The organism is Acinetobacter sp. AR_0276 (genome assembly GCF_003000705.1).
In the GTDB taxonomy this organism is placed as follows: Bacteria; Pseudomonadota; Gammaproteobacteria; order Pseudomonadales; family Moraxellaceae; genus Acinetobacter; species Acinetobacter nosocomialis.
In genome coordinates this window covers 909,721-933,830 of sequence record NZ_PSQO01000004.1, presented here as the reverse complement: position 1 = coordinate 933,830, position 24,110 = coordinate 909,721, and the positions used below count along the sequence as shown (strand labels likewise).

General features: G+C 38.6%; 22 protein-coding genes and 1 pseudogene. 18 read left to right on the top strand and 5 right to left on the bottom strand.

All coding sequences use genetic code 11. The features are described from left to right. Positions 1–53: 53 nt before the first annotated feature. From CSB87_RS05245 to CSB87_RS05235, 4 genes are read right to left on the bottom strand one after another with little or no spacing between them, the layout of a single operon-like run. Positions 54–707 (bottom strand): hypothetical protein, encoded by a 654-nt coding sequence (locus tag CSB87_RS05245; protein WP_000838342.1) that lies wholly within the window; start codon positions 705–707, stop codon positions 54–56. Positions 708–719: 12 nt separating this feature from the next. Further along, positions 720–947 (bottom strand): hypothetical protein, encoded by a 228-nt coding sequence (locus CSB87_RS05240; RefSeq protein WP_001087629.1) that lies wholly within the window; start codon positions 945–947, stop codon positions 720–722. Continuing rightward, the gene (locus tag CSB87_RS19865; protein WP_001259410.1) at positions 937–1,077 is read right to left on the bottom strand and encodes a hypothetical protein; all 141 of its coding nucleotides are present in this window, start codon (positions 1,075–1,077) and stop codon (positions 937–939) included. The genes CSB87_RS05240 and CSB87_RS19865 overlap by 11 nt, the downstream gene beginning before the upstream one ends. A gap of 2 nt (positions 1,078–1,079) precedes the next feature. After that, positions 1,080–1,334: a hypothetical protein gene (locus CSB87_RS05235; protein WP_000701730.1), complete on the bottom strand. Its 255-nt coding sequence runs from the start codon at positions 1,332–1,334 to the stop codon at positions 1,080–1,082. Positions 1,335–1,938: 604 nt separating this feature from the next. On the opposite strand from CSB87_RS05235, the gene CSB87_RS05230 reads away from it, so the two are divergent. The 14 genes and pseudogenes from CSB87_RS05230 (at position 1,939) to CSB87_RS05165 (ending at position 17,857) form a co-directional block, all read left to right on the top strand. Continuing rightward, positions 1,939–4,086, top strand: coding sequence for a glycine zipper family protein (locus CSB87_RS05230; protein WP_001009680.1), 2,148 nt, complete (start codon positions 1,939–1,941; stop codon positions 4,084–4,086). Between the two features lie 215 nt (positions 4,087–4,301). After that, entirely contained in the window at positions 4,302–4,589 is a 288-nt protein-coding gene (locus tag CSB87_RS05225; RefSeq protein WP_000058781.1) for a hypothetical protein, read from the top strand. 58 nt (positions 4,590–4,647) lie between these two features. Then, positions 4,648–5,691 (top strand): DUF932 domain-containing protein, encoded by a 1,044-nt coding sequence (locus tag CSB87_RS05220; RefSeq protein WP_000951122.1) that lies wholly within the window; start codon positions 4,648–4,650, stop codon positions 5,689–5,691. Between the two features lie 168 nt (positions 5,692–5,859). Beyond that, on the top strand, positions 5,860–6,903 hold the full coding sequence (locus CSB87_RS05215; protein WP_001090272.1) for a YqaJ viral recombinase family protein: 1,044 nt from the start codon (positions 5,860–5,862) through the stop codon (positions 6,901–6,903). Between the two features lie 212 nt (positions 6,904–7,115). After that, complete coding sequence (locus CSB87_RS05210; protein ID WP_000589670.1) at positions 7,116–8,012, top strand: hypothetical protein; 897 nt, start codon at positions 7,116–7,118, stop codon at positions 8,010–8,012. Between the two features lie 156 nt (positions 8,013–8,168). Continuing rightward, positions 8,169–8,624 (top strand): hypothetical protein, encoded by a 456-nt coding sequence (locus CSB87_RS05205; RefSeq protein ID WP_002086797.1) that lies wholly within the window; start codon positions 8,169–8,171, stop codon positions 8,622–8,624. Positions 8,625–8,672: 48 nt separating this feature from the next. Continuing rightward, positions 8,673–9,871 (top strand): annotated as a pseudogene (locus CSB87_RS05200) (TolC family protein). A 10-nt stretch (positions 9,872–9,881) separates the two neighbouring features. Next, positions 9,882–11,357, top strand: a complete 1,476-nt coding sequence (locus tag CSB87_RS05195; protein WP_031953172.1) for an efflux RND transporter periplasmic adaptor subunit — start codon at positions 9,882–9,884, stop codon at positions 11,355–11,357. A gap of 14 nt (positions 11,358–11,371) precedes the next feature. Continuing rightward, positions 11,372–14,500 (top strand): efflux RND transporter permease subunit, encoded by a 3,129-nt coding sequence (locus CSB87_RS05190; protein WP_031953170.1) that lies wholly within the window; start codon positions 11,372–11,374, stop codon positions 14,498–14,500. An 11-nt stretch (positions 14,501–14,511) separates the two neighbouring features. Then, entirely contained in the window at positions 14,512–14,883 is a 372-nt protein-coding gene (locus CSB87_RS05185; RefSeq protein ID WP_000181823.1) for a hypothetical protein, read from the top strand. A gap of 5 nt (positions 14,884–14,888) precedes the next feature. Next, the gene (locus tag CSB87_RS05180) at positions 14,889–15,602 is read left to right on the top strand and encodes a HupE/UreJ family protein (protein ID WP_001165581.1); all 714 of its coding nucleotides are present in this window, start codon (positions 14,889–14,891) and stop codon (positions 15,600–15,602) included. Between the two features lie 11 nt (positions 15,603–15,613). Then, positions 15,614–16,252: a hypothetical protein gene (locus CSB87_RS05175; RefSeq protein ID WP_000282061.1), complete on the top strand. Its 639-nt coding sequence runs from the start codon at positions 15,614–15,616 to the stop codon at positions 16,250–16,252. A gap of 80 nt (positions 16,253–16,332) precedes the next feature. Next, on the top strand, positions 16,333–17,640 hold the full coding sequence (locus CSB87_RS05170; protein WP_000895211.1) for an MFS transporter: 1,308 nt from the start codon (positions 16,333–16,335) through the stop codon (positions 17,638–17,640). A 91-nt stretch (positions 17,641–17,731) separates the two neighbouring features. Further along, positions 17,732–17,857, top strand: coding sequence for a YHYH domain-containing protein (locus CSB87_RS05165; RefSeq protein ID WP_000733641.1), 126 nt, complete (start codon positions 17,732–17,734; stop codon positions 17,855–17,857). A gap of 31 nt (positions 17,858–17,888) precedes the next feature. Here the strand turns inward: CSB87_RS05165 and CSB87_RS05160 are convergent, their stop codons facing one another. Beyond that, positions 17,889–18,158 carry a metal/formaldehyde-sensitive transcriptional repressor gene (locus CSB87_RS05160; protein ID WP_000018740.1) on the bottom strand — a complete coding sequence of 90 codons (270 nt, stop codon included), beginning with the start codon at positions 18,156–18,158 and terminating at the stop codon, positions 17,889–17,891. Positions 18,159–18,213: 55 nt separating this feature from the next. Between CSB87_RS05160 and dmeF the strand changes: the two genes are divergently transcribed. From dmeF to CSB87_RS05140, 4 genes are all read left to right on the top strand, one after another. Beyond that, on the top strand, positions 18,214–19,149 hold the full coding sequence (gene dmeF / locus CSB87_RS05155; protein WP_001175951.1) for a CDF family Co(II)/Ni(II) efflux transporter DmeF: 936 nt from the start codon (positions 18,214–18,216) through the stop codon (positions 19,147–19,149). A 90-nt stretch (positions 19,150–19,239) separates the two neighbouring features. Then, positions 19,240–20,384 (top strand): IS3 family transposase gene (locus CSB87_RS05150; protein ID WP_085944219.1). Its coding sequence is split into 2 segments (ribosomal slippage): positions 19,240–19,504 and positions 19,504–20,384, totalling 1,146 coding nucleotides; the frame shifts between segments, so codons are not numbered across the junction. Between the two features lie 82 nt (positions 20,385–20,466). Continuing rightward, positions 20,467–22,422, top strand: a complete 1,956-nt coding sequence (locus CSB87_RS05145) for an alkyl/aryl-sulfatase (protein ID WP_000693745.1) — start codon at positions 20,467–20,469, stop codon at positions 22,420–22,422. Positions 22,423–22,975: 553 nt separating this feature from the next. Next, positions 22,976–24,108 (top strand): IS3 family transposase gene (locus CSB87_RS05140; RefSeq protein WP_223235881.1). Its coding sequence is split into 2 segments (ribosomal slippage): positions 22,976–23,228 and positions 23,228–24,108, totalling 1,134 coding nucleotides; the frame shifts between segments, so codons are not numbered across the junction. Positions 24,109–24,110 lie beyond the last annotated feature (2 nt).

Sequence of the window (24,110 nt, the reverse complement as noted above, 5' to 3'; positions counted from 1 at the left end):
AAAAATAGAGAACACGACTATCAGATGTATTCTCTATCTTGTACAGTTTGACATCAAAAAGACAAACTTACATTTCCTTGATCGGTGATTAATTCAGCTTCAAGCACCTGATCACCACGGCATTTCAATAAGTACGATACTGTAGAGCTATAGCTCATTTGCACAGGCATCTTGCTATGAAAGTCAGCGGTGTAATAACCACAACGACCACGATTAATTTTCATGCCTTGTAGAACAAAAGGCTGATTGCTGGTCGATTGAATTTCAAGAATATATTCAATTGCCCCTTGTACATTAAAAGCAGATTGAGATTCTCTAGCACTAATGCGAGCCTTAACATTTAGATCGCTAACTTGTGCAGATTCATTCTCAAGCGGAATGTCAGCAGCTTCCTGAGTGTTGTTTGGATTAAGGTCAGTTTCCATCATGGCTTTCAGCACATCAGGATACTTATTCCAACCACTGATATAAGACTCCGCTTCCTTGACCTCAGCAGGTAAATAGACATGACCATTGTCAATAATCATCTGCATTTCATTGAGTTTAGCTTTAACTGCTTCCTCGGTATAAGGAGCATAGATTGATTGAGTATGCTGAGCAGCATTATTGGTAGGCTCACCTGAAGTATCAGTTTTTGGTGGTTGATTGTTCTGGCTACATGCCATTAACAGGGAACACAAGGCAATGGTGGAAAATAATGATTTCATGATTGCACTCCCTTATAATTTAGGACGAATAACAACAAACCAGACGAATAGTAGAATCAAAATTCCACCAACAATTTTACCGATTACAGGAAACATCACCGCAGGCCACACTAAGCCTTGCCCTAAATTGTAGGTAAATGGCTTATAGTTATACTGCCCCCAGAAATGTTGATAGATGGCAAAAAAGAATCCAATGACCAGATAAGTGCTGATCAGTCCAGCTTTAAGATTAGAATTCATTTACTTCCCCCCCAGTTGCAAATTTTGCCAATGCAATAAAAATTCCCATCACGATCATGAAGCTAATGAAGGGTAGACCCAGTACACAAATCACAGCGATGACGCAGATAATGCCTGCAAGTGTTCTCATGGCTACTCCTTCATACACTGATAGGACACATTGACCATATCCATCTGGAAGGATTCAGTTTGTTGTAAGGTGTAGATATTTTCTTTCAGTCCACCCTCACCATATTTCTTTTCAAGTTTGTCGTAGATGCATGAACAAGTGCTGTCATTAATGCCGCCTGTTTTACAACCACTGATAAACTGGCGTTCGGTTTTGCTGGCACAGCCTGATGCTAGAAGTGCAACTGAGACAACAATGAGTGAAGTTTGAATTTTCATCATTTCCCCTAATTTTTATTGTGTTATTTGATGTGTAATATATTTTGCTGAATTGACTAAAGTGTAGATCTGAAAAAGCTTTCCAAGGCTAGATAGCGTTTAGATCAGTCAAATAAGCAAAAAATTTTGAAAGTTGCTATTGCAACAGAGGAATAGAAAATCGTTTTAGGGAAAATAATATAGATAGAAAGTGCTGAGTCATGGTGACTACTCCTTTTGTATGAAAGAGAGTCTTACCAAATTACTGTCAAATAATGGTGGCAAGACTGGGCGGGTTGACAGACTGATACAAAAGGAAATCAGCGCACGCAAGCGTGCCCCTCCCAGTCTCACCGTAAAGGCGTGACTTAAGAGAACGCACAAAACCATCACAGCGTTGTTGTGCGCCTTTTGTAAACGGTCTGTCAAAACCGACTGACGATGTAGGTCAGCAGTCGAATGATAAAATTAAGGGTGAGTTTAGTCAATCGAGGTTATGAAAATATATAAATAAATCAATAATTTTATTATTTTTAATACACTAGTACTTTTTCAATTTTAAGTAATATAATTCTGGTGTCTAAAATAGTAAATTATCTGAAAATTCAAAAAATTAGGGGGATATATGAATTTTAAATTACTTAAAGTACGACTAGATAGAATTAAAACTCAAAAACATACACTTACTCCAGAAGATATGTTGATGTTAGTTACTCAAGAAAAAGCTGATCTTAATTCGGGGTTTTTCTCTCGCTTATTTAGTGTGACTATTCCACAAAAATGGGAATTTTCTATCAATTCATCTGAGGAAATTGGCGTTGCTTTAGAATTGGTTGAATTGATTGAAACAGTATTTATCCCTCACTATCAGGGGCATGCAAAAAATTATGCTTGGTTAGAGCAATGTATTTTATTCAAACTCAAGCATCAAGCGTCGATGAATATTTCTGAATTAGTCAGTCGGTATTTATCGAAGATTGAAAAAAGTGAACATTTACAGATTAGTCGAGAGATCTTAAAAATTTTATTTGAGCGTGAGCCTAGCAATGCTGTCATTAAAGCACAGGCGATAGTGTACAAACGTAGTCAAATCTATACTAGCGCTATAGAAAAGTTTGAGTACTATTTTGAGCATTGTTCTTATCAAGAAACATTATATTTTGATTATCTTGAATGTTTAATAATGCGGAAGAATGTTATCTATAATCAGGAAAAAGGAGAGTTTGGTGATTTGCAATATGCTGTATATTTACTTTGCTCTATAGACGATGCGAAAGATAGAGCATTACAAGGGAATCTACTCAATCGTGCTATAACAGCCCTTTTACCAGAAGACGTTATTGCAACTCGTCCTGAAGATACGAATTTCTTAGCTGACATGGGACGTGGGCTAAATAGTTTTAGTAAGGGAGTTGGTACATTTTTTGGAGGGCGTGATTCGCAGATTCCATATAGTGAAGGAATTATTGCGAGTGCACCAAAACTTTTGAAAAATAAAAAAATTGTTGAGTGTCTTAACCAAAATCAAAAAGCACAAAAAGAGCTAGAAAAAATATTATCTGATCAAGGGCTAAAGGTGGGTGTGGGCTTAACGGCATCCGCATATTCTTTAGGATTAATTTGGGATTATGCACATATTGATCCATCTGTATTAGATGCATTGAGCTTTGCATCAAAAGGAAATCCTGAAAACTTAAATACTTTACAAGACATTTCAGCGAATACACTAGATAGTGCAGGAGCAGTGACTCGTTTAACTGGTTATGTTGCTGAACAACAGGTTGCACTGAATTTACAACAACAAGGACATACAGTTGAATTTCCCGATAGCGCAAACCAAGCTGGTTATGATTTGATTGTTGATGGCACACCGATGCAAGTTAAGTGCTCAATGGATGCTGATTATGTATTAAGTCATTTTGATAAGTATCCAGATATTCCAGTGATTGTGAACAGTGAACTTGCAGAGCAGCTAGGTAATCATCCGATGGTGTTAGTGGATACCACTTTAAGCTATGAAGCTGTTCAGGAAACTACTGGTGTAGGACTAGAGCAAGTTTCAGATTTTGCGGATGTAGGAGATATGCTACCAATCCCACTATTAACGATTGGTTTAGCGGCATATCGTAATTATGGTGATTTTAATTCAGGTAAAGTGGATGGCGAGCAATACTTAAAAAATGTTGGCAAAGAAACTGCTGCAATTGCTGGAGGTGCAATGACAGGGTCAATGCTACTCGGCGCATTAGCAGGTCTTGCTACAGGTGGTGTTGGAGTCATTGTTGCGAGTGGTATTGGTGCATATATGGGAGGGGTTGCTGGTTCTACAGGTGCAAATAGTATGAATCGAGAAGCCTTGTGTAATCAGAGAGATATCGTAGTGAAATTACTCATTGAATTCGCAGCGTGGTTCAATGAAAATTTATTGGTTCATCGAACAAATGTGCTATTCAAACAGCTACAAAGTTTTGAAACTCATATGTTGAATAATGCTGATCGTATTATTACTTTTAGTACTTTATTGATCTATCAACATGAAGCTTATATGCGTGCCTATCATCTGAACCAATGGATATTACATAAGTTGCAAAAAGGTAATGAAATGGAAAAGGTTCAAGCTGGTTGGGTGGCTATTGATGAGTCAAGTAATTTTATATCAGTTGATCTACAGCCAAAAATTAATGAAATTAATCGTCAATTAGAGATTTATAGGGAACTTGCCAAACCTGATTCAGCACAGCCTAATCGTACTCATCAGCTTAAACCTGCTTGAGTGTTGGAATAATATTGATAGTTGTATTTGAAATAAAAAATTGGAGAGATTATTTACTAATTGAATTAGTAAATTAAAAGTTATTCCAAATAATTTCAGACACATAATATCCTAATGAGAATCATGAAACTCTTTTGAGTTCTTCATGAAAATATGAAAACAAAGTCTGCCATCGAGCAGGCTTTTTTTATGCACAAAATTTAAGGAGTCGAGCTATGAGCTTGAGCTGTCCCTTTTGCCATTCAACGAATGTGATATTGGTTGAAGCAAGTACACAACAATCAAATACGACCTTAACCAATTTGGTCACACCGACCACATTGGGTGCATTGGGAACCACGGTCGCAAAGTCTTTCAATCTGCCACCGATTGTCGGTGGAATAGCAGGAACGGTACTCGGCAGTGTGTTGAATTCATTTACCGAACAAAGCACACCACCACAGCAGAATTTATGCTTCTGCCACAACTGCTACCAAAAGTTTCCAGCGCACCTTTTGCATTAAAGATCGTTAGTAACCACACAAATTCAAATTTCATTTTCAAATTAAAAGGAATAAAACTATGGCACATCAACTTGAACAAATGGCGTATGTCGGAGAAACCCCTTGGCACGGACTAGGGAATCAACTGACACAAAACCAACCGATTGAAGTCTGGGCACAGCAGGCAGGTATGGATTGGCGGATTGAATCTTCTAATGTCAGTTATATGGCGCAGAATGACCGTGGGCAAAGCATCATCATGCCTTATGAAGAACAACGAGTTTTATATCGCTCTGATACCCATGCTCCACTGTCAGTCGTCAGTCAACGCTTTCAGGAAGTGCAACCGAGAGAGATTTTAGAATTCTATCGTGACCTCACCGAGCAATCAGGTTTTGAACTTGAAACCGCAGGTGTACTCAAAGGTGGCAAGAAATTCTGGGCACTAGCACGTACAGGGCAAACATCCATGTTGAAGGGCAAAGATGTCAGTAATGGCTATATGCTCTTGGCAACAGCATGTGACGGAACCCTTGCCACCACCGCACAATTTACCTCGATCCGAGTAGTGTGCAACAATACTTTAGCGATTGCCTTAAAAGGACAGAACAGCAGTGCAGGTGTGGTCAAAGTTCCACACAGTACTAAATTTGATGCTGATAAGGTCAAACAGCAACTCGGTATTTCAGTACGTGCATGGGATGAACACATGTATGAAATGAAGCAACTGACACAACGTAAAGTGAGTCAGATGGAAGCATCCGCTTACTTTGATGCCGTGTTCAATAACAGCACAATGAACAACGTGGTGGATCAGGAGGACAACATCATCCAGTTCTACCGTGATGTAGCCTTACAAGCCCAAGCCAATGGCAAGGACAAAGCTGAACCAAATGCCAAATCGATGAGTCGAGCTATGGAAATGTTTAATGGTCAAGGACGAGGTGCGGAGCTAAGTTCAGCCAAAGGAACAGCCTATGGATTACTGTGTTCAATCACAGAATTTATAGACCACGAACGTCGTGCCATGAGTACCGATCACCGGCTTGATTCAGCTTGGTTTGGTGCTGGCGCATCGATCAAACAACGAGGATTGGAACAGGCACTTAACATGCTTGCATAGTGCGGAATATACATTTTTCAATCATGGAAAGTTAGACCTAACTAAGCATTTTTAAATGGAATTTCGAATTTTAAAAATTATTAAAACCATAGCTTCGGCTGTGGTTTTTTTATGCCCATTTTTTGTGATCCCCATCATTTTACATAGCAAAATAATCAGGACTTCAATATGAATACCGCAATTTTAAATCCATCTATGCAACAGGCAAGTACCCCATTTATTGCCCCAAAATTATTCACAGCCAAACGCTTGGTCAATACAAAGAATATGACTCAAGCAGAATGGCTTGAAGTCAGACGCCAAGGTATTGGCAGTAGTGACTGTGCCGCAGCCTGTGGACTTAATCCCTATATGTCGATGCTAGAACTGTGGATGATCAAGACAGGTCGAGTTAAACAATCCATTGAAGATGAAAGCACAGGTCATGCCCCTTTATATTGGGGTAAACAACTTGAACCTTTGGTCGCTGAATACTACAGCATGCATACCAACAACAAAGTTCGTCGTATCAATGCCGTACTACAACATCCTGATGAGGATAAGCATTTTATGCTGGCTAACTTAGATTACTCGGTGGTAGGTAGTGAGGAAGTACAGATTTTAGAATGCAAAACCGCAGGGGAATATGGAGCAAAGTTATGGCGAGATGGTGTGCCTTTATACGTATTGTGTCAGGTGCAACATCAACTCGCTGTAACAGGCAAAAAGGCAGCGCATATTTGTGTGCTGATCTGTGGTCATGAAACTCGTATCTATAAAGTGGCACGCAGTGAATCAGTCATTCAACATATTGTGAATGCAGAGCGATACTTTTGGGAGTGTGTGGAAAATGACACGCCACCTTCAGTCGATGCCAGTGAATCGGCAGCTAAAGCCATTCAGCAACTCTATCCTCAACATATTCCACTCAGTGTCGAAGATCTCAGTCAAAATGAACAAGCCAATCAGTTGTTTGCTCAACTGATTCAAGAAAAGCATCATATTGAAAAACACCAAAACAGCTTTGATGAAACTAAGCATCAAATTCAGATGTTAATGAAAGATGCTGAACGAGCAACTTTTGCCAATGGTTCAGTGACGTGGAAACGATCTAAAGACTCCATTGCTTTAGATAATAAGGCTGTATTGAAAATGCATCCTGAACTAATCAATGAGTTTCCACAAAACAAGGTGGGGACACGACGTTTTCAAATCTATAGCAATGATGACTGACCCGATCAAAACCATGCATCTATATCGCTAACTATATATGCATGAAATATCCATTCTTCCCAAAAGCGCAAAAAAACCACCCCCGATCTACCGACTCCCGAAGGAGCGGTAGACCAACAATGGCGGTTTTTGCGAAGTCGTAGCTTTTCATATTTCTGTTTACTTACATAGCAAGGGGTAATCAGTAAAATTTTACTTATAGGACAAACAACATGATCAAAGGTTTAGCGATTACACCGCCAATACTCGGCAGAATTAGTATCGGTAAAGTGGTCGAAAAGAATGGTAAACGTCTGCCTGAAAAAGATGATCAATTTACGATTACTAGCCAAATTCAGAATAAGGATGGCTGGGTGAAACACCCACTGGATGAGCAGCTAAGAGCCAAGGCACAAAACCAGAAACTCAGAACCATTCCTGTCCGGATGATTTTTAATGATCCTGAACTCAACTTGCGAGCTGAGTACACTCTATTCGACCGACAAACTGGTCGGCCCATCTGTACTGGTAATGGTGAAACCTGTCAGCGACTTGGACAAAACGGGGTTGAACAGCATCCATGTCCATCACCTGATTTATGCCCCTTGGCCCAAGGTGGACACTGCAAGCCTTATGGGCGGCTTTACGTCAATCTAGATGAGTCGGATGAGTTGGGTACATTCATTTTTAGGACTACAGGTTTCAATAGCATTCGTACCTTAGCTGCACGGCTTCGTTATTACCATGCGGCTTCAGGTGATTTACTTTCATGTTTGCCATTGCAACTGACCTTACGAGGAAAAAGCACAACGCAAAGTTACCGTACCCCAATTTATTACGTGGACTTAACCTTACGTGATGGAATCAATCTACAAGAAGCCATTACTTCAGCCAAACAGATCGATGGACAAAGCAAGACAGCAGGGTTTTATCAGGAGGCTTTAGATCATGTGGCAAGGCTAGGTTATGGTAATGCCAGATTTGAGGTAGGAGGTGAGGAGGGACTGGATATTGTTGAGGAGTTTTATATCAATGAACCAAAACCAGAGCAGGGTCAGCAGCTTAGTGATTTAACTCATGTTCAAGACATTCAGAAAGGGTTGCAGCATTCTGTGCAGGCTCTCAATTGAAATGGACCTAGTTAGAAAAGAGTACTTGTACTCTTTTTTTTGCAGATTTTGGACTGTAGATAAGAAAATACTCACTCCTAGAATTTTTGAGAGATGGATTTACTTTAATAACGCTTTTTAGTATTTTGGTAGCAAATCAGAAGTATGTTCATGACTATGCGTTCAAGTAGGTTTTCTAAGCTTATACTCGCATTTGTCCTGTTTTTGTTTACCATAACAATTACGGGAGTTCATGCGTGGGCGCCTGTTCTACTTGAAAATATTGAACATCAGCATGAGTTGAGTATCATTGTAGAGGATGATGCTTCTAGTCATTGGTCTTTACAGCACTCAGATGATTCTCTAAAAAGTTCTGCTGATCATGATGCAGAAGCACATACGTGGAAGAATTTTGATGAGCCGATCTATCATCATTCAGTAAAGCCAATTTCTTCTGATAGTGATTTCAGCATAGATCCAATCTTTATTCTTAGTTTCGCACTTCCACTAGTTTTATTCTTTTTCCAGCTTTTTGAAAAGCCCGTTTATCGAGTCTTTTTAAAGCGGCGATCCCCTCTAGTATTTAGTAATTCTTATACTTTCTCTAAAGATTTAATCGTCCTACGTAATTGATCTTTCTATACAAAAAATAGTTTTTAATTTTTTTGTATAGGTAAAGTCATGTCTAAAAAATATCAGATATTTCTTACCTGTGGATTTGTAGCAACAGCAGCAAATGTATTCGCAGAAACGAATTATGCAGAACTACAAAAGCAGGTAATCGCAAATGATGCTGTACTCAATAGCTTACAGCAGTCCGAGCAAGCTTATGAAATCAATCAAAAGTTTGCTGGCAGATTAATTAATCCGACTTTCAATATGGAGTTGGATAATCTCGGTAATTCAAAATTGAAAGATTTGGATGGCCCAACAACCTTGCTGGGGCTATCACAAGAGATCCCCCTCAGTAATAAACTTTCCTTGAGAAAACAGATTGCGAGTTTTCAAGGTGATCGTAATCAGTTCGAAATAGCAAAGCGTCAGGCTGAACTCAAAGCAGATTTAAGAATCTGTATGGCGAACTGGTATGTAGCTACTCAGCGTGCTGAAATTTATTCTTCTGAGAGTAAATTGAATGCCAGACAAGCTAACGTTCTTTCCGAACGTCTTAAGTACGGGCGAGTAATTCCTTCCGATGCTCAACTAAGCATAGCACTTTCATCTGAGTCGAAATTGCGCCATCAAAATGAAGTGAAGAAGATTCAGTTCCAGAAAAATCTATGTTCTAAGTTCACTTCCAACCTGCCCAGTAGTGCATTGGAGGTTCCGCTAAGCTTTAATTTCACAGACAAAATAAGTTTGTCTGAGCAAGAAGCAACTTTAAGTTCAAAGCTGAAAAAAGCTCAGTTTGAGTTGGCTCGTAAAGAAGCAATACCAGATATTACTTTGGGAGTAGGGGTTAGAAACTACCAAGAAACCAATGACAAAGTCTTTCAGGTTTCGACATCAATACCCCTCAATATTTTTAGTCGAAATAAAGGCAATATTGCGATCGCTCAAGCAGAGCATACGAAAGCAGAAACACAGTCGGTGCTTGTGAATCGTAATTCTAAAATTGAATTGGAAAACAAGGCTATTGAGGTTCCAACTTGATTGATGCGATTAAGCAATATGATCAAACGGTTTTGCCCGCAACAAATGAGAGTCTCCGAATTGCTGAAATGGGATACCAAGCAGGGAAAAACTCTTTACTTGAATTCAATAATATTAAGCAAATTTGGTTAGACAAACATCTTGCTCGATTCGATATGTGGTTGGCTTTGCAAACTGAAATTGCAGATGTCGAACGTAACTACATTACTCATTTAGATCAAGAATAAGGGCAAGAATATGAATAAACAAACCAATACATTGATTGCAACTGGTGTCGTTGCCTTACTTATCGTCTTATGTGCAATTGCTTGGTATAAATCGGGCAATAAAACACAAGCGAGCGCACATGGTGAGGTCGCCGAAGAAAAAGTAGCTGTGGCTGGAGATGAGAAAGGGCCTCACGGTGGTCGTTTATATCGAGATGGAGATTTCTCTGCTGAGGTCAAGATATTTGAGGAAGGAGTGGAACCACACCTCCGTGTTTATGGGTATTTGAAAGATAAACTACTTAAACCTGAAGACTTAACAGCAAATATCTACATCAAACGTTTGGATGCCGAGCAAAATATTCAATTTCAACCTGAGAGTGATTACTTAATTGGGAATGAAATTGTTTACGAGCCACATTCCTTTTTAATGATGATAAACGTTGATTATCAAGGGAAAAAGCATACTTGGAAATGGGATACGAAGGAAGGCCGTGTCACCATGTTGGACAGTAGTATTAAGAGCAGTGGATTAGAGCTTTTAAAAGTTGAATCAAAGATGTTTGAAAATGCTTTGGAGTTAAAAGGCGAACTGAAGTTTCCTGATAATTTTGAAAGCTTTATTACGCCTAAAGCCAGTGGGACATTGATCAAAACTTACCGTAATCTAGGTGATAAGGTGAGTCAGGGAGACTTACTTGCTGTAGTTCAAAGCCAAGATGTAATTCGTTTGAATGCCGATCGTAAAGTTGCTTTGGACAGCCTACAGTTTGCTCGTCAAAAAATGGAACAGGAACGAGCGCTATGGCAAAAGCGTGTATCACCTGAAATTGATTATATTTCAGCAAAACGAGACTTTGACGCAGCACAAACTCGTGCAAATGAGTTGAATAACTTAATCAACTCTTATGGTGGTTCTAGTAATGGTACTGTTGAAGTTCGTGCTGCAATGTCTGGAACAATATTAGAAGTCCTTGGTGCTGTTGGATCTAATGTAAGCGCTTCAACCCCTATTTTTAAAATCGCAAATACTTCGCAACTCTTGGCGGTAGTAAATGTTCCTGCTGACAAGCTTAATGCTATAAACCCTACAAACAGAGTCAAAGTTAAACCTCAAAGTCCGACAGGCACAGAAGAGGCATTGGGCAAGATCAAATATATTAGTGATGTCATCGATACTAAAACACGTACAGCGAAGGTATTTATTGAGATACCAAATCAGTTTAAGTGGCGTTCTGGACAGTTAATCACGGCTCAAATTTTTGAAAATCAAAGTCAAAAGCCAATGGTTGTACGTGAAGATGCGTTACAGAATTTCCGTGATTGGGACGTGGTATTCATTCGTGTTGGTAACGATTTTGAAGCTCGACCTCTGGAGCTTGGCGATAAATACAATGGGTATGTGGAAGTTAAATCTGGATTACGAATAGGACAGGTTTATGCCGCAGGAAATTCATATCTTTTAAAAGCAGAGCTAGGTAAATCTGGCGCTACTCATGACCATTAAGGGGAGTAGCGAATATGTTTGATCAGATTGTTAAACTCTCGATTAAGAATCGTTGGCTTGTACTCATCGTATTCCTATTTGTCGGTGCATTGGGGGCCTATAACTATTTTAAGCTACCAATTGATGCTGTTCCCGATATTACGAATGTACAAGTTCAGATTAATAGTGAAGCTCAAGGACTCTCTCCAATGGAGATGGAGTCTCAGGTGACTTATCCTATTGAAACGGCTTTGGCTGGTATTCCAAATTTAGACTATACCCGATCAGTCTCTCGGTATGGCCTGTCACAAGTGACGGCAATTTTCAAAGAAGGGACGGATATTTATTTTGCCCGACAATTAGTGAATGAGAAGCTACAAGGGGTGACACCAAATCTTCCCGTTGGAATTGCAACTTCTATGGGGCCTGTTTCTACAGGACTTGGCGAAATCTTCATGTATACCGTTGAAAATGCCAAGAACAATCCTAATCCACTTTCACCAACGGAATTACGCACCTTACAAGACTGGGTGATTAAACCTCAGCTTCGAAATGTAGAGGGTGTTAATGAAATCAATACCATTGGTGGTTATCTCAAACAATTTGTAGTTCAACCTGATTATGCTTATTTACGTAGCATAGGGCTGGATCAGAAAGCGATTTTAGAGGCTATCTCTAAGAACAGCATGAATAAAGGCTCGGGGTATATTGAGAAAAATGGTGAACAGTATTTGATTCGTTCTGATTCTCAAATTAACTCAATTGAGCAAATCCAGAATATCCCGATTACGACGAGCAATGGTTATATCCTCAGATTGAAAGATGTTGCCAAAATATCTATTGGTCACGAATTACGTACAGGTGCCGCAACTAAAGATGGGCAAGAAATTGTACTGGGTACAGCATTCATGCTTATCGGTGAGAACTCACGAAATGTTGCTCATGCTGTTGATCAAAAACTACAGCAAGTTCAAAAATCATTACCAGAAGGTGTAGAAGCAAAAGCGGTCTATAACCGTACAACTTTGGTTGATGCAACGATACAGACGGTGAAAAAGAATCTTCTAGAAGGTGCGATTCTGGTAATCGTTGTTCTGTTTGTATTTCTTGGTCATTTCCGTGCCGCGCTGATTACAGCTCTAGTTATTCCATTATCAATGTTGATGACAATCACAGGTATGGTGAACCAGAAAATTAGTGCCAACCTTATGAGTCTTGGGGCACTAGATTTCGGGATTATTGTAGATGGTGCTGTTGTAATTGTTGAGGCCTCCTTAGCAAAGTTGGCAATTAAACAAAAAGAGCTTGGGCGAGTTTTAACAAGGCAAGAACGCTTTACGACTGTGTTTGAGGCGACTAAAGAATCCCGCAAAGCGATTCTCTATGGTCAATTGATCATTATCTTGGTGTATCTACCTGTAATGACTCTGACTGGTGTTGAAGGAAAGATGTTTACACCAATGGCTGCAACAGTGGTTATGGCTTTAGTGGCAGCAATGATTCTTTCAATTACGTTTGTCCCTGCAATGGTGGCATTGGTCACTACTGGTGAAATTAAAGAAGAAGAGTCAAAAATCGTCCATGGCATCAAAAGATTTTATAACCCAATTCTAGATTGGTCTTTAAATCACAGATATTTGCTAATCGCTTTTGTCTCTATTTTCTTTGTTTTTAGTGCAAGTCTTTCGACTCGTTTAGGCTCAGAGTTTATACCTTCCTTGGATGAGGGAGATGTAGCACTACATGCCTTGCGTATCCCTGGTACGTCGTTGACTCAAGCAATTGAAATGCAATACACGTTAGAAAAAGAGATTAAGAAAATTCCAGAAGTTCAGACTATTTTTGCCAAAGTGGGGACTGCTGAAATTGCGACTGATCCTGTTCCACCTAACGTAGCAGATAACTTTGTCATGCTGAAACCTCGTAGTCAGTGGCCTAATCCTGATAAGGAAAAGTCTGCGGTTGTTGCTGAAATTGAACGCGTATCTAAAGGCGTATATGGAAACAATTATGAGTTTACACAGCCGATTCAAATGCGTTTTAACGAACTTATTTCAGGTGTCCGAACAGATGTTGCCGTAAAAATTTATGGTGATGATTTAGAGCAGTTGCTTGAATCAGCAAACGCTGCCGCTAAGATTTTAGAGGGAGTCAAAGGTACTGCTGATCTTAAAGTCGAACAGATGTCTGGTTTACCCATGGTTTCTGTTGAGCTGAAAAAAGACATGATTGCCAACTATGGGCTTGATGCAGAGGATGTACAAAAACAGGTTTCTAGCCTAATCACAGGTGAGACAGTAGGTAAGGTGTTTGAAGGAGATCGAAAGTTCGACATTGTGGTACGTATGGATCAAAACTCGGTAACAGATCTAGAAAAGCTGTATCAGATTCCTGTGAGCTTAGCTGATGGTTCGAGTGTTCTTTTATCAGAATTGATCGAGTTAAAAAACGTTCAAGGACCAAACCAGATTTCTCGCGAAAATGGTAAACGGCGTATCGTCATTACAGCAAATGTTCGTGGAACTGATATTGGTAGTTACATTTCAGAAGCACAATCTAAGCTGAATGCTGATTTTAAATTACCAGATGGTTATTGGCTGACTTGGGGCGGTACGTTTGAGCAAATGGAATCTGCTTCAAATCGTCTTATGGTTGTAGTACCGATTGCTTTAATTCTGATCTTTGCCATGATCTATATGGCTTTAGGTAATGTTAGAAACAGTATCTTGGTATTCACAGGTGTGCCATTTGCACTAACAGGTGGTGTGATTGCTTTAGCACTACGTGATATTCCATTCTCAATTTCTGCGGCTGTGGGTTTCATTGCCTTATCGGGTGTTGCTGTGCTGAATGGTTTGGTTCTTGTTTCAGCCATTCAGCGACTTAGAGTTCAAGGTGAAAGTGTCATTGATGCAGTGAAACATGGTGCAATGGAAAGACTCCGTCCCGTGTTGATTACAGCTTTAGTCGCTTCATTAGGTTTTATTCCGATGGCCTTAAACGTAGGCATTGGCTCTGAAGTTCAGCGCCCAATTGCAACTGTTGTTATTGGTGGGATTATTTCATCAACCTTACTGACTTTGATTATTTTGCCAACCTTATATGTGTGGTTTAACCAAGGTAGGTCAAGAAAATCAAACGAAGCTGCTAAACAGGTTGTTTAGGGGCATCTTTAATGACAAATATATTGCGAGATAAACAAAACAAATTTGTGATGATGTTGCTAGTCTGCATGATCAGTCTCGCTTTATGTTTGCACTTTAAAGAGCATGTAACTGAAAATGAATTTCAGAGACACGTTTCAATTGATGCAATTAACTCTCACCATCATGAGATAAGCCAACAACATTCACATAGTCACCAAGATAATTACTATGAACATTTTGTTGGCTATGACGTACTTAAATCGGCCGCTTTAGCTCATCTCTTAAAAGGGATTTCGATTTTAGATTGGTCAAAAGAATATGTTTATCTGATGGTGAGTCGTATTTTTAAACCGCCCAAAAAGTTAATGGATTTTCAATTCATTTTAAATTTTGGAGTTTGATATACATGCAAATTATTGCTTCACACATTGTGAAATTAAGTGCTTACATAAAGCTATTACTTGCTTTATTCATTACATTGGTAAGCCCTACACTTTTTGCTCATGGAGTAGCGGAAGGTGATAAGGGCTATATTCAAGAAATTTATGGCATTCATGTGATTCCATTCATCTATTTGGGTGCGAAGCATATGGTCACTGGATATGACCATTTACTATTTCTTGTTGGCATTATCTTCTTCTTATACCGAATGAAAGATATCGGCTTGTACGTCAGCCTATTTGCACTTGGGCATTCGATTACGATGCTGGTGGGTGTTTATTACAATATCTCGATAAACGCCTACATCATTGATGCAATCATTGGTTTTTCGATTGTTTATAAGGCTCTAGATAACTTGGGGGCTTATCAGCGTTGGTTTGGTTTTCAACCAAACACGAAAATCGCGACTTTAATTTTTGGTCTGATTCATGGTTTTGGACTCGCAGTAAAAATTCAGGAATATGAAGTTCCGAGTGATGGACTGTTGGCAAATTTAATCTCATTCAATATTGGGGTTGAATTAGGCCAGTTTATGGCTCTGTGCATCATCTTGTTATTAATGACGTTTTGGAGAAAGACACCTTATTTCTTTAAAACAGCTTATCAAAGCAATGTCTTCCTCATGTTCCTCGGTTTTTTACTTGTTGGCTATCAACTTACTGGCTTCATTACTCAATAAGGATCTAAATTATGTATAACGCTGAAATTCCAAAAGATATCGAATTACCTTCATCAAAAAAGTTAATTAAATCAACAGCAATTGCTGCCGTAAGTGCCGTTATTGTGCTAGTTACCTGTGTCATGCCTGCGGAGTATGCAATTGATCCGACAGGTATGGGTAAAGTGCTTGGTTTAACGAAAATGGGAGAAATCAAACAATCACTAACTGAAGAGTCAGAAAATGGTATCAATGCTGCACAGGCAGTGAATAGTGTTGAACAAATATCAGTAGAAACTTCGACTCAAACGGCAACTGATAATGCTCAAATGATTATGCCTGCTATTAATAAAGAGAGCATTAGTATTGAGCTTAAACCGGGCCAAGCAACCGAAGTGAAACTGACGATGCCACAAAGTGCAAGTGTCAACTTTGACTGGAAAGCTGTTGGAGGTGGTCTTAATTATGATACCCATGGTGATCCAGTGAACGCTCCTAAAGGGTTCTATCATGGCTATGGAAAAGGAAAGAATGAAACAACTCAGCAGGGTGTCTTAAAGGCAGCTTTTGATGGCAAGCATGGTTGGTTCTGGCGTAACCGTACGGAAAATCCAGTGACTGTAACTCTACTTGTAGAAGGGCAGTTTAGTGAAATGAAGAAAGTCTTTTAAGTTTTGATCAATCTCCTTGGAATAATATTCCAAGGAGATTCAATTGCTAAAGAAGTCAGGTTCTAAAAGGAATCCATAAGATGCTAGAAGTACTAAAAAACACAACATATCGGCATTTGTTTTTGGCCCAAGTAATAGCGCTAATCGGAACGGGGTTAATCACAATCGCCCTAGCTTTACAGGCGTACGATATTGCAAAGGGGGAAGCAGCCCAAGTTCTTGGTATTGCATTGGCAATTAAGATGATTGCTTATATCGGTGTAGCGCCTATAGCATCTGCATTTGCTGAGCGATTACCAAGAAAAAAAGTATTGGTTGGGCTAGATGTTATTCGAGCATTAACAGCATTGTGTCTACCGTTTGTGACACAAATTTGGCAAATTTATATTCTCATTTTTATTTTGCAATCTGCTTCTGCTGCATTTACACCAACATTTCAGGCCATGATTCCAGATGTTTTACCTGAAGAAAAAGACTATACCAATGCGCTATCATTATCACGATTGGCCTATGATTTAGAAAATATTATTAGTCCGATGCTCGCGGCATTTTTATTAACTTTGATGAGTTATCACAACTTATTTTTGGGAACGGTATTAGGTTTTATCGGTTCTGCTTTGTTTGTGGTAAGTGCGAAATTACCAGTTGCCAAAGTACCTGCGTTTAGAGGTGTTTATAGCCGTATTAAGCAGGGAGCTAAAATTTATTTTAATACGCCTAGACTTAAAGCATTGCTTGCTCTCAATTTAGCAATTGCGTCAGCAAGCGCTGTAGTGATTGTAAATACCGTGGTATTGGTTCAATCGACATTTAAGCTAACTGAAAATGCGACTACTTGGGCTTTTGGTTTATTTGGATTTGGTTCAATGCTTTCGGCTTTCATTTTGCCTAAGATATTGGATAAGTTCCCAGATCGATCAGTGATGTTGACGGGAACAACAATTCTTGTAATTGGGCTGTTAAGTGGTTATTTCATTACATCTTATAATGGTTTGCTTGTACTTTGGTTTGTGCTTGGTATTGGATATTCTGTTTCACAAACACCTACAGGCCGTTTGATTCGAAAATCTGCATCGAGTGAGAGTAGGACCTCTCTATTCGCAGCGCAATTTGCGTTTTCACATGCTTGCTGGTTAGTGACTTATCCCTTGGTTGGATGGCTCACTACTAACATAGGAACATTACAAACTTTTATACCGATGGCAGTGATTGCAACGATTTCTTTATTACTTGCAATGCGTTTGTGGCCATCACAGGATGAGGCTCTTTTACCCCACAGTCATGATGATTTACCTCCAGATCATGAGCATTTGCAGCAGCATCGAATCAATGGAGTACACGTCCATGAATATATTATTGATGACTATCATGAAAAGTGGCCTAAATAACTCTTTTTCGACTAATGACTTAGAAAGATTCCGTTTGTTTGTTGTACAATTATAAGCTTATTTTATTGTTCAATAAAAAAAGGGGAACAACATGAAAAAACTAATCTTGGTATGTTTAATGGGGCTTGCGGTAACAAATGCTTTTGCTCATTCAGGTGGTACTGATTCTTCAGGCTGCCACACGAATAGCAAGACAGGGGATCGTCACTGCCATTAATAATAAAAATGAGTAGAACATTTTGTTCTACTCATTTTGAATAACGATCTAATAATAATAAGTACTGTTTCATTTCTTCTTCATCAAAATTTTGATCCCCTTTCAATACATGTTCTCTTAAATGTTGTTCAAGAAGTTGCTGCATTAACCCATTAACAGCACCTTTAATTGCTGCAACTTGTTGTAATACTTCAAGACAAGAGCTTTCAGGTGTTAATAATGACTTTTCAACAGAAGTAACCTGTCCTTGAATCCGCTTGATGCGATTAAGTATTTTTTTATCTTGATGCAAATGAGACATGATTTTTCCTAAAAAAAATATATACTGGGGGGAGTATCTTGGAAAGATAAAATTTATGCAACTTCATAGTAACTTAGATCGTCGTCATTCTCATCAATTCGATGAAGGAAATCCTTTAGCACAAAAGAAAATACTGATTGCGACAATTCTTACAGCAATCATGATGGTACTAGAGATATTGGGGGGATGGATTTTTAATTCGATGGCCTTACTCGCAGATGGCTGGCATATGAGTTCACATATGGTTGCTCTCGGCTTAGCTTATTTCGCATATCGAATGGCCCGACATTATGCTCATGATCAGCGATTTAGTTTTGGTACTTGGAAAATTGAGATTCTAGCAGGGTACAGTAGTGCTATTTTACTTATGGTTGTAGCACTTTTAATGGGTATTCAATCTATCGATCGATTAATGAATCCCGTGAATATTCATTACAATGAGGCAATACCAATTGCAATTGTTGGTTTATTGGTAAACTTGGTTTGTGCATGGTTATTACATGACGGAGGCCACCACCATCACCACGAGCATGATCATCACCATGAACACGACCACCACCACGATCATCATGACTTAAATCAAAAGGCGGCGTTTCTGCATGTAGTAGCTGATGCGGTTACTTCTGTATTGGCAATTGTTGCATTGTTTGCGGGGAAATATTTTGGTTGGAGTTTCTTAGATGCACTATTAGGTGTAGTTGGAGCTATTCTTGTCGCTAAATGGTCATGGGGATTATTAAATGAGACAGGAAAGACACTACTCGATGCAGAAATGTCTCACCCTGTGGTTGATGAAATCAAAGAGGTTATAGAGGAATTTCCTCAAGTTAATATTACTGATTTACATGTTTGGAAAGTTGGTAGAGGCAAGTTTTCTTGCATCTTGGCTTTAGAGAGTACAGGTGTAGATTTAACACCAGATGTAGTGAAACAGGCACTCTCTATCCATGAAGAAATTGTGCATGCAAGTGTTGAAATACATTTTATTTGAATTATTGAATGGTTAGAGGTGGATCAGGAAATTTGAACAACACTTATAAGTGATATTTTGCTCCCCAAATGATGTTATAAACATCAATATATGGAGTATTTTATGGCACGTAGACCAAGAAGAAATCATTCAAATGATTTTAAAGCTAAGGTAGCACTTGCTGCGATTAAAGCAGAAAAAACACTTGCTGAATTGAGTGCTGAATTTGATGTTCATCAAAACCAAATTATCGACTGGAAAAATCAACTGATTTCAGCTTCCTCGCAAGCTTTCGATCAATCAAAAGCTCCAACAGAACCACCCATCGATCTAAAAAAACTACATGCAAAAATCGGTGAGCAGGCATTAGAAATTGATTTTTTAGAAGGTGTGTTGAAGAAACTGGGCCGCTTCAACCACAAAAGTTAATCGATGACTCACTTCAGATTTCAGTATCTAAGCAAGCTCAGCTGCTGAAAGTCTCCCGTGGTTGTTATTACTATCGCCCAAAACCTGTGAGTGCATCAGATCTGAAGCTGATGCGGTGTATGGATGAGTTACATATGCAATACCCTTTTGCAGGTAGCCGTATGATGCGTGATTTGTTGAATCGTCAAGGACATCATATAGGACGACGTCATACACGTACTTTAATGAAGAAAATGGGCATTAATGCGTTATATTGCAAACCAAATTTAAGCCAGGCTAATCAAGCTCACCGCAAATATCCATATCTGCTCAAAGGATTGGCTATTCAGCGCAGTAATCAAGTGTGGTCTACGGATATAACGTATATCCCTATGGCAAAAGGCTTTGTTTATTTATGTGCTGTGATTGATTGGCATAGCCGCAAGGTACTTGCGCATAGAGTATCGATTAGTATGGAGGTTACATTTTGCATAGAAACATTAAATGAAGCTATTGAAAAATATGGTCGACCTGAAATATTTAATACAGACCAAGGCAGTCAGTTTACCAGTGATGCATTTATTGATGTATTGAAATCAAATGACATCCAAATCAGCATGGATGGTAAAGGTCGATGGGTTGATAATGTGATGGTTGAACGATTATGGCGGAGCGTTAAATATGAAGAGGTGTATCTCAAAGCCTACAGCAATGTTTTGGATGCGAAGAAGCAATTAAACGCATATTTTGAATTTTATAATTTGAAACGACCTCATTCGAGTCTGGACAAAATGACTCCAGATGAGTTTTACTATGACCAGCTACCACAACAAAATAAGGTAGCTTAACTAGAGCAGAGTATCACTTATAAATAAGCTTTTAGTTGTTCAAACATGTGGGACCACCTCTTATTTAAAAAAAGGAAAGAAGATGAAAATTAAGTTTTTAACAGTTTCATTGATGCTTATTCTGCCATTTTCTGTTTTTGCAGCAAATACTGTAGTAGAAAAAGCGGTCATTGAATCAAATAATACATATAAGGCGAAGTATAACTTAGAGGATATGACTGAGTTTAATCAGGCTCAAAAGGGCTTTATTGCCAAGCCAACAGGTCAAATTAAAAGTGAGAAAGGCAATGTTATCTGGGATTTTGATGCATTTAGTTTTTTACAAGATCAAGCACCAAATACCGTTAATCCCACTCTATGGCGACAAGCAAAATTAAACAACAATGTTGGGCTATTTAAAGTAACAGATCGAGTTTGGCAAATTCGTGGTTTTGATTTGGCAAATATGACCATCATTCAGGGTGATACTGGCTGGATTATTGTGGATACATTAACCTCTAAAGAAACGGCTGAAGCAGCACTTAAATTTGCTAGACAGCATTTAGGTGAGCAAAAAATTTCAGCCATTATCTTTACCCATAGCCATATCGATCATTTTGGTGGTGCATTAGGCGTTCTTTCTAGCGAAGAAATTAACGCTAGAAAAACTCCAATTATTGCGCCAAAAGGCTTTATGGAAGAAGCGACCAGTGAAAATGTGATGGCAGGTTCAGCCATGATACGTCGTGCGACTTATATGTATGGAACTTTTCTACCTAAAAATGCGGAAGGATTGGTGGATACAGGTTTAGGTAAGGCTGTTGCTGTGGGAAAAATGGGCATCCTTGAGCCTACACAACTGATCACTCAACCAGAACAGAAAATGACGGTTGATGGCTTGGATTTTGTGTTTTATAACGTGCCGGGTTCAGAAGCACCAGCAGAATTAACGTTCTCTATCCCATCATTGAAACTTTATAACGGCGCAGAAATTCTATCTCATACCATGCATAATCTTTATACCCTTCGGGGTGCTAAAGTCCGTGATGCCTTAAAATGGGTGGGCTATCTAGACCAAGCAATGCAGCATGCCAAAGCATCCGATGTATTGATTGCACAGCATCATTGGCCTGTCTGGGGCAATGACAATATTCAAGATTTTATTAAAACCCAGCGAGATGTTTATAAGTTCACGCATGATCAGACGGTGAGATATATGAACTCTGGTTTTAATGGCGCTGAAATTGCCGAAAAAATTAAGCTTCCAGCGGCACTTGATCAAAAACTATATGCTCATGGCTATTATGGAACCCTAAAACATAATGTAAAAGCAGTATACCAATATTATATGGGATGGTTCGATGCCCATCCTTCCAATTTAGATCCATTACCCCCTAAAGCTGTTGCAAAAAAATATATTGAGTTAGCAGGTGGGGAGAACAATGCATTGAAAAATGCGCGGGATGCCTACGCTCAAGCTGACTATAGATGGGCTGCCGAGATTTTAAAACATATTGTGTTGAATAACCCTCAAAACCAACAAGCAAAAGACTTATTGGCGAATACTTATCGTCAATTGGGCTATGCTGCTGAGGCTTCAACTTGGCGTAATTTCTTTTTGGTGGGCGCTCAAGAGCTACAAAATAATGTACCCCTACAAAATACTTCTGATCCGAGTGATTTATTGATTCATACACCAACTGAAAGATTTCTTGAAGCTATGGCGACAAATTTAGATGTGGAAAATTTAAAAAATGAAAACCAGTGTATCAATCTGGTTTTGTCGGATACCAAAGAGCATTTTTCATTATGGGTTGAAAACTCAGTCATGCAGTTTAAGCGTTATGATGAAAGTAAAGATTTGGCATTGGATTGCCCTACATTAACCTTAACCAAGCCCTTATATCTAAAAATGATTACAGGTCAAATAGAAGGGGTAAAAGTCCTGCTTTCTAAAGACAGTAAAGTCAAAGGTAATCCACTGAAAATTGGAAAATTCTTTGCAATGTTTAAACGTCCAGATTCAATTTTCCCGATTGTGACTCGACCAAATGGCTAAGCTCAAATAAGTAAAGTCGAAACTTAAATTAATAGATCCAAAGAAATGGGTGAAATTATCAACTTGGTTCTCCCAATCTTATAACAGGAATACAAGAAATTATTTCTTGTATTCCTCTTTAAAATTAAAAGTAAGCTATATGTATTTTAACTCTATTGATACTTTATTAAATGGTTTTTGAATTTTTATACTTTATTTTCGATGGAGATATTTTTATTAGTAGCTTGTTTAAAAAAGATTTGTTTATTTTTCTATTAATTGCTTCTAAATAATAACTTCAATATTTTTGTGGTTAAAAGGCAAGGGGGTATTATGATGTGTTTTTTATTGAAAATAAGCTTTTATATTAGGTTAACTTGATTGCACTATTTGATGATTATATTGAGTAAATATATAGGTCATGATGATCATATCAATATCCGATAGTTTAAGAGCTCAATATTTGTTTTGCCAAGCTTATATTTTAGAGGTGGATCAGGAAATTTGAACAACACTTATAAGTGATATTTTGCTCCCCAAATGATGTTATAAACATCAATATATGGAGTATTTTATGGCACGTAGACCAAGAAGAAATCATTCAAATGATTTTAAAGCTAAGGTAGCACTTGCTGCGATTAAAGCAGAAAAAACACTTGCTGAATTGAGTGCTGAATTTGATGTTCATCAAAACCAAATTATCGACTGGAAAAATCAACTGATTTCAGCTTCCTCGCAAGCTTTCGATCAATCAAAAGCTCCAACAGAACCACCCATCGATCTAAAAAAACTACATGCAAAAATCGGTGAGCAGGCATTAGAAATTGATTTTTTAGAAGGTGTGTTGAAGAAACTGGGCCGCTTCAACCACAAAAGTTAATCGATGACTCACTTCAGATTTCAGTATCTAAGCAAGCTCAGCTGCTGAAAGTCTCCCGTGGTTGTTATTACTATCGCCCAAAACCTGTGAGTGCATCAGATCTGAAGCTGATGCGCTGTATGGATGAGTTACATATGCAATACCCTTTTGCAGGTAGCCGTATGATGCGTGATTTGTTGAATCGTCAAGGACATCATATAGGACGACGTCATACACGTACTTTAATGAAGAAAATGGGCATTAATGCGTTATATTGCAAACCAAATTTAAGCCAGGCTAATCAAGCTCACCGCAAATATCCATATCTGCTCAAAGGATTGGCTATTCAGCGCAGTAATCAAGTGTGGTCTACGGATATAACGTATATCCCTATGGCAAAAGGCTTTGTTTATTTATGTGCTGTGATTGATTGGCATAGCCGCAAGGTACTTGCGCATAGAGTATCGATTAGTATGGAGGTTACATTTTGCATAGAAACATTAAATGAAGCTATTGAAAAATATGGTCGACCTGAAATATTTAATACAGACCAAGGCAGTCAGTTTACCAGTGATGCATTTATTGATGTATTGAAATCAAATGGCATTCAAATCAGTATGGATGGTAAAGGTCGATGGGTTGATAATGTGATGGTTGAACGATTATGGCGGAGCGTTAAATATGAAGAGGTGTATCTCAAAGCCTACAGCAATGTTTTGGATGCGAAGAAGCAATTAAACGCATATTTTGAATTTTATAATTTGAAACGACCTCATTCGAGTCTGGACAAAATGACTCCAGATGAGTTTTACTATGACCAGCTACCACAACAAAATAAGGTAGCTTAACT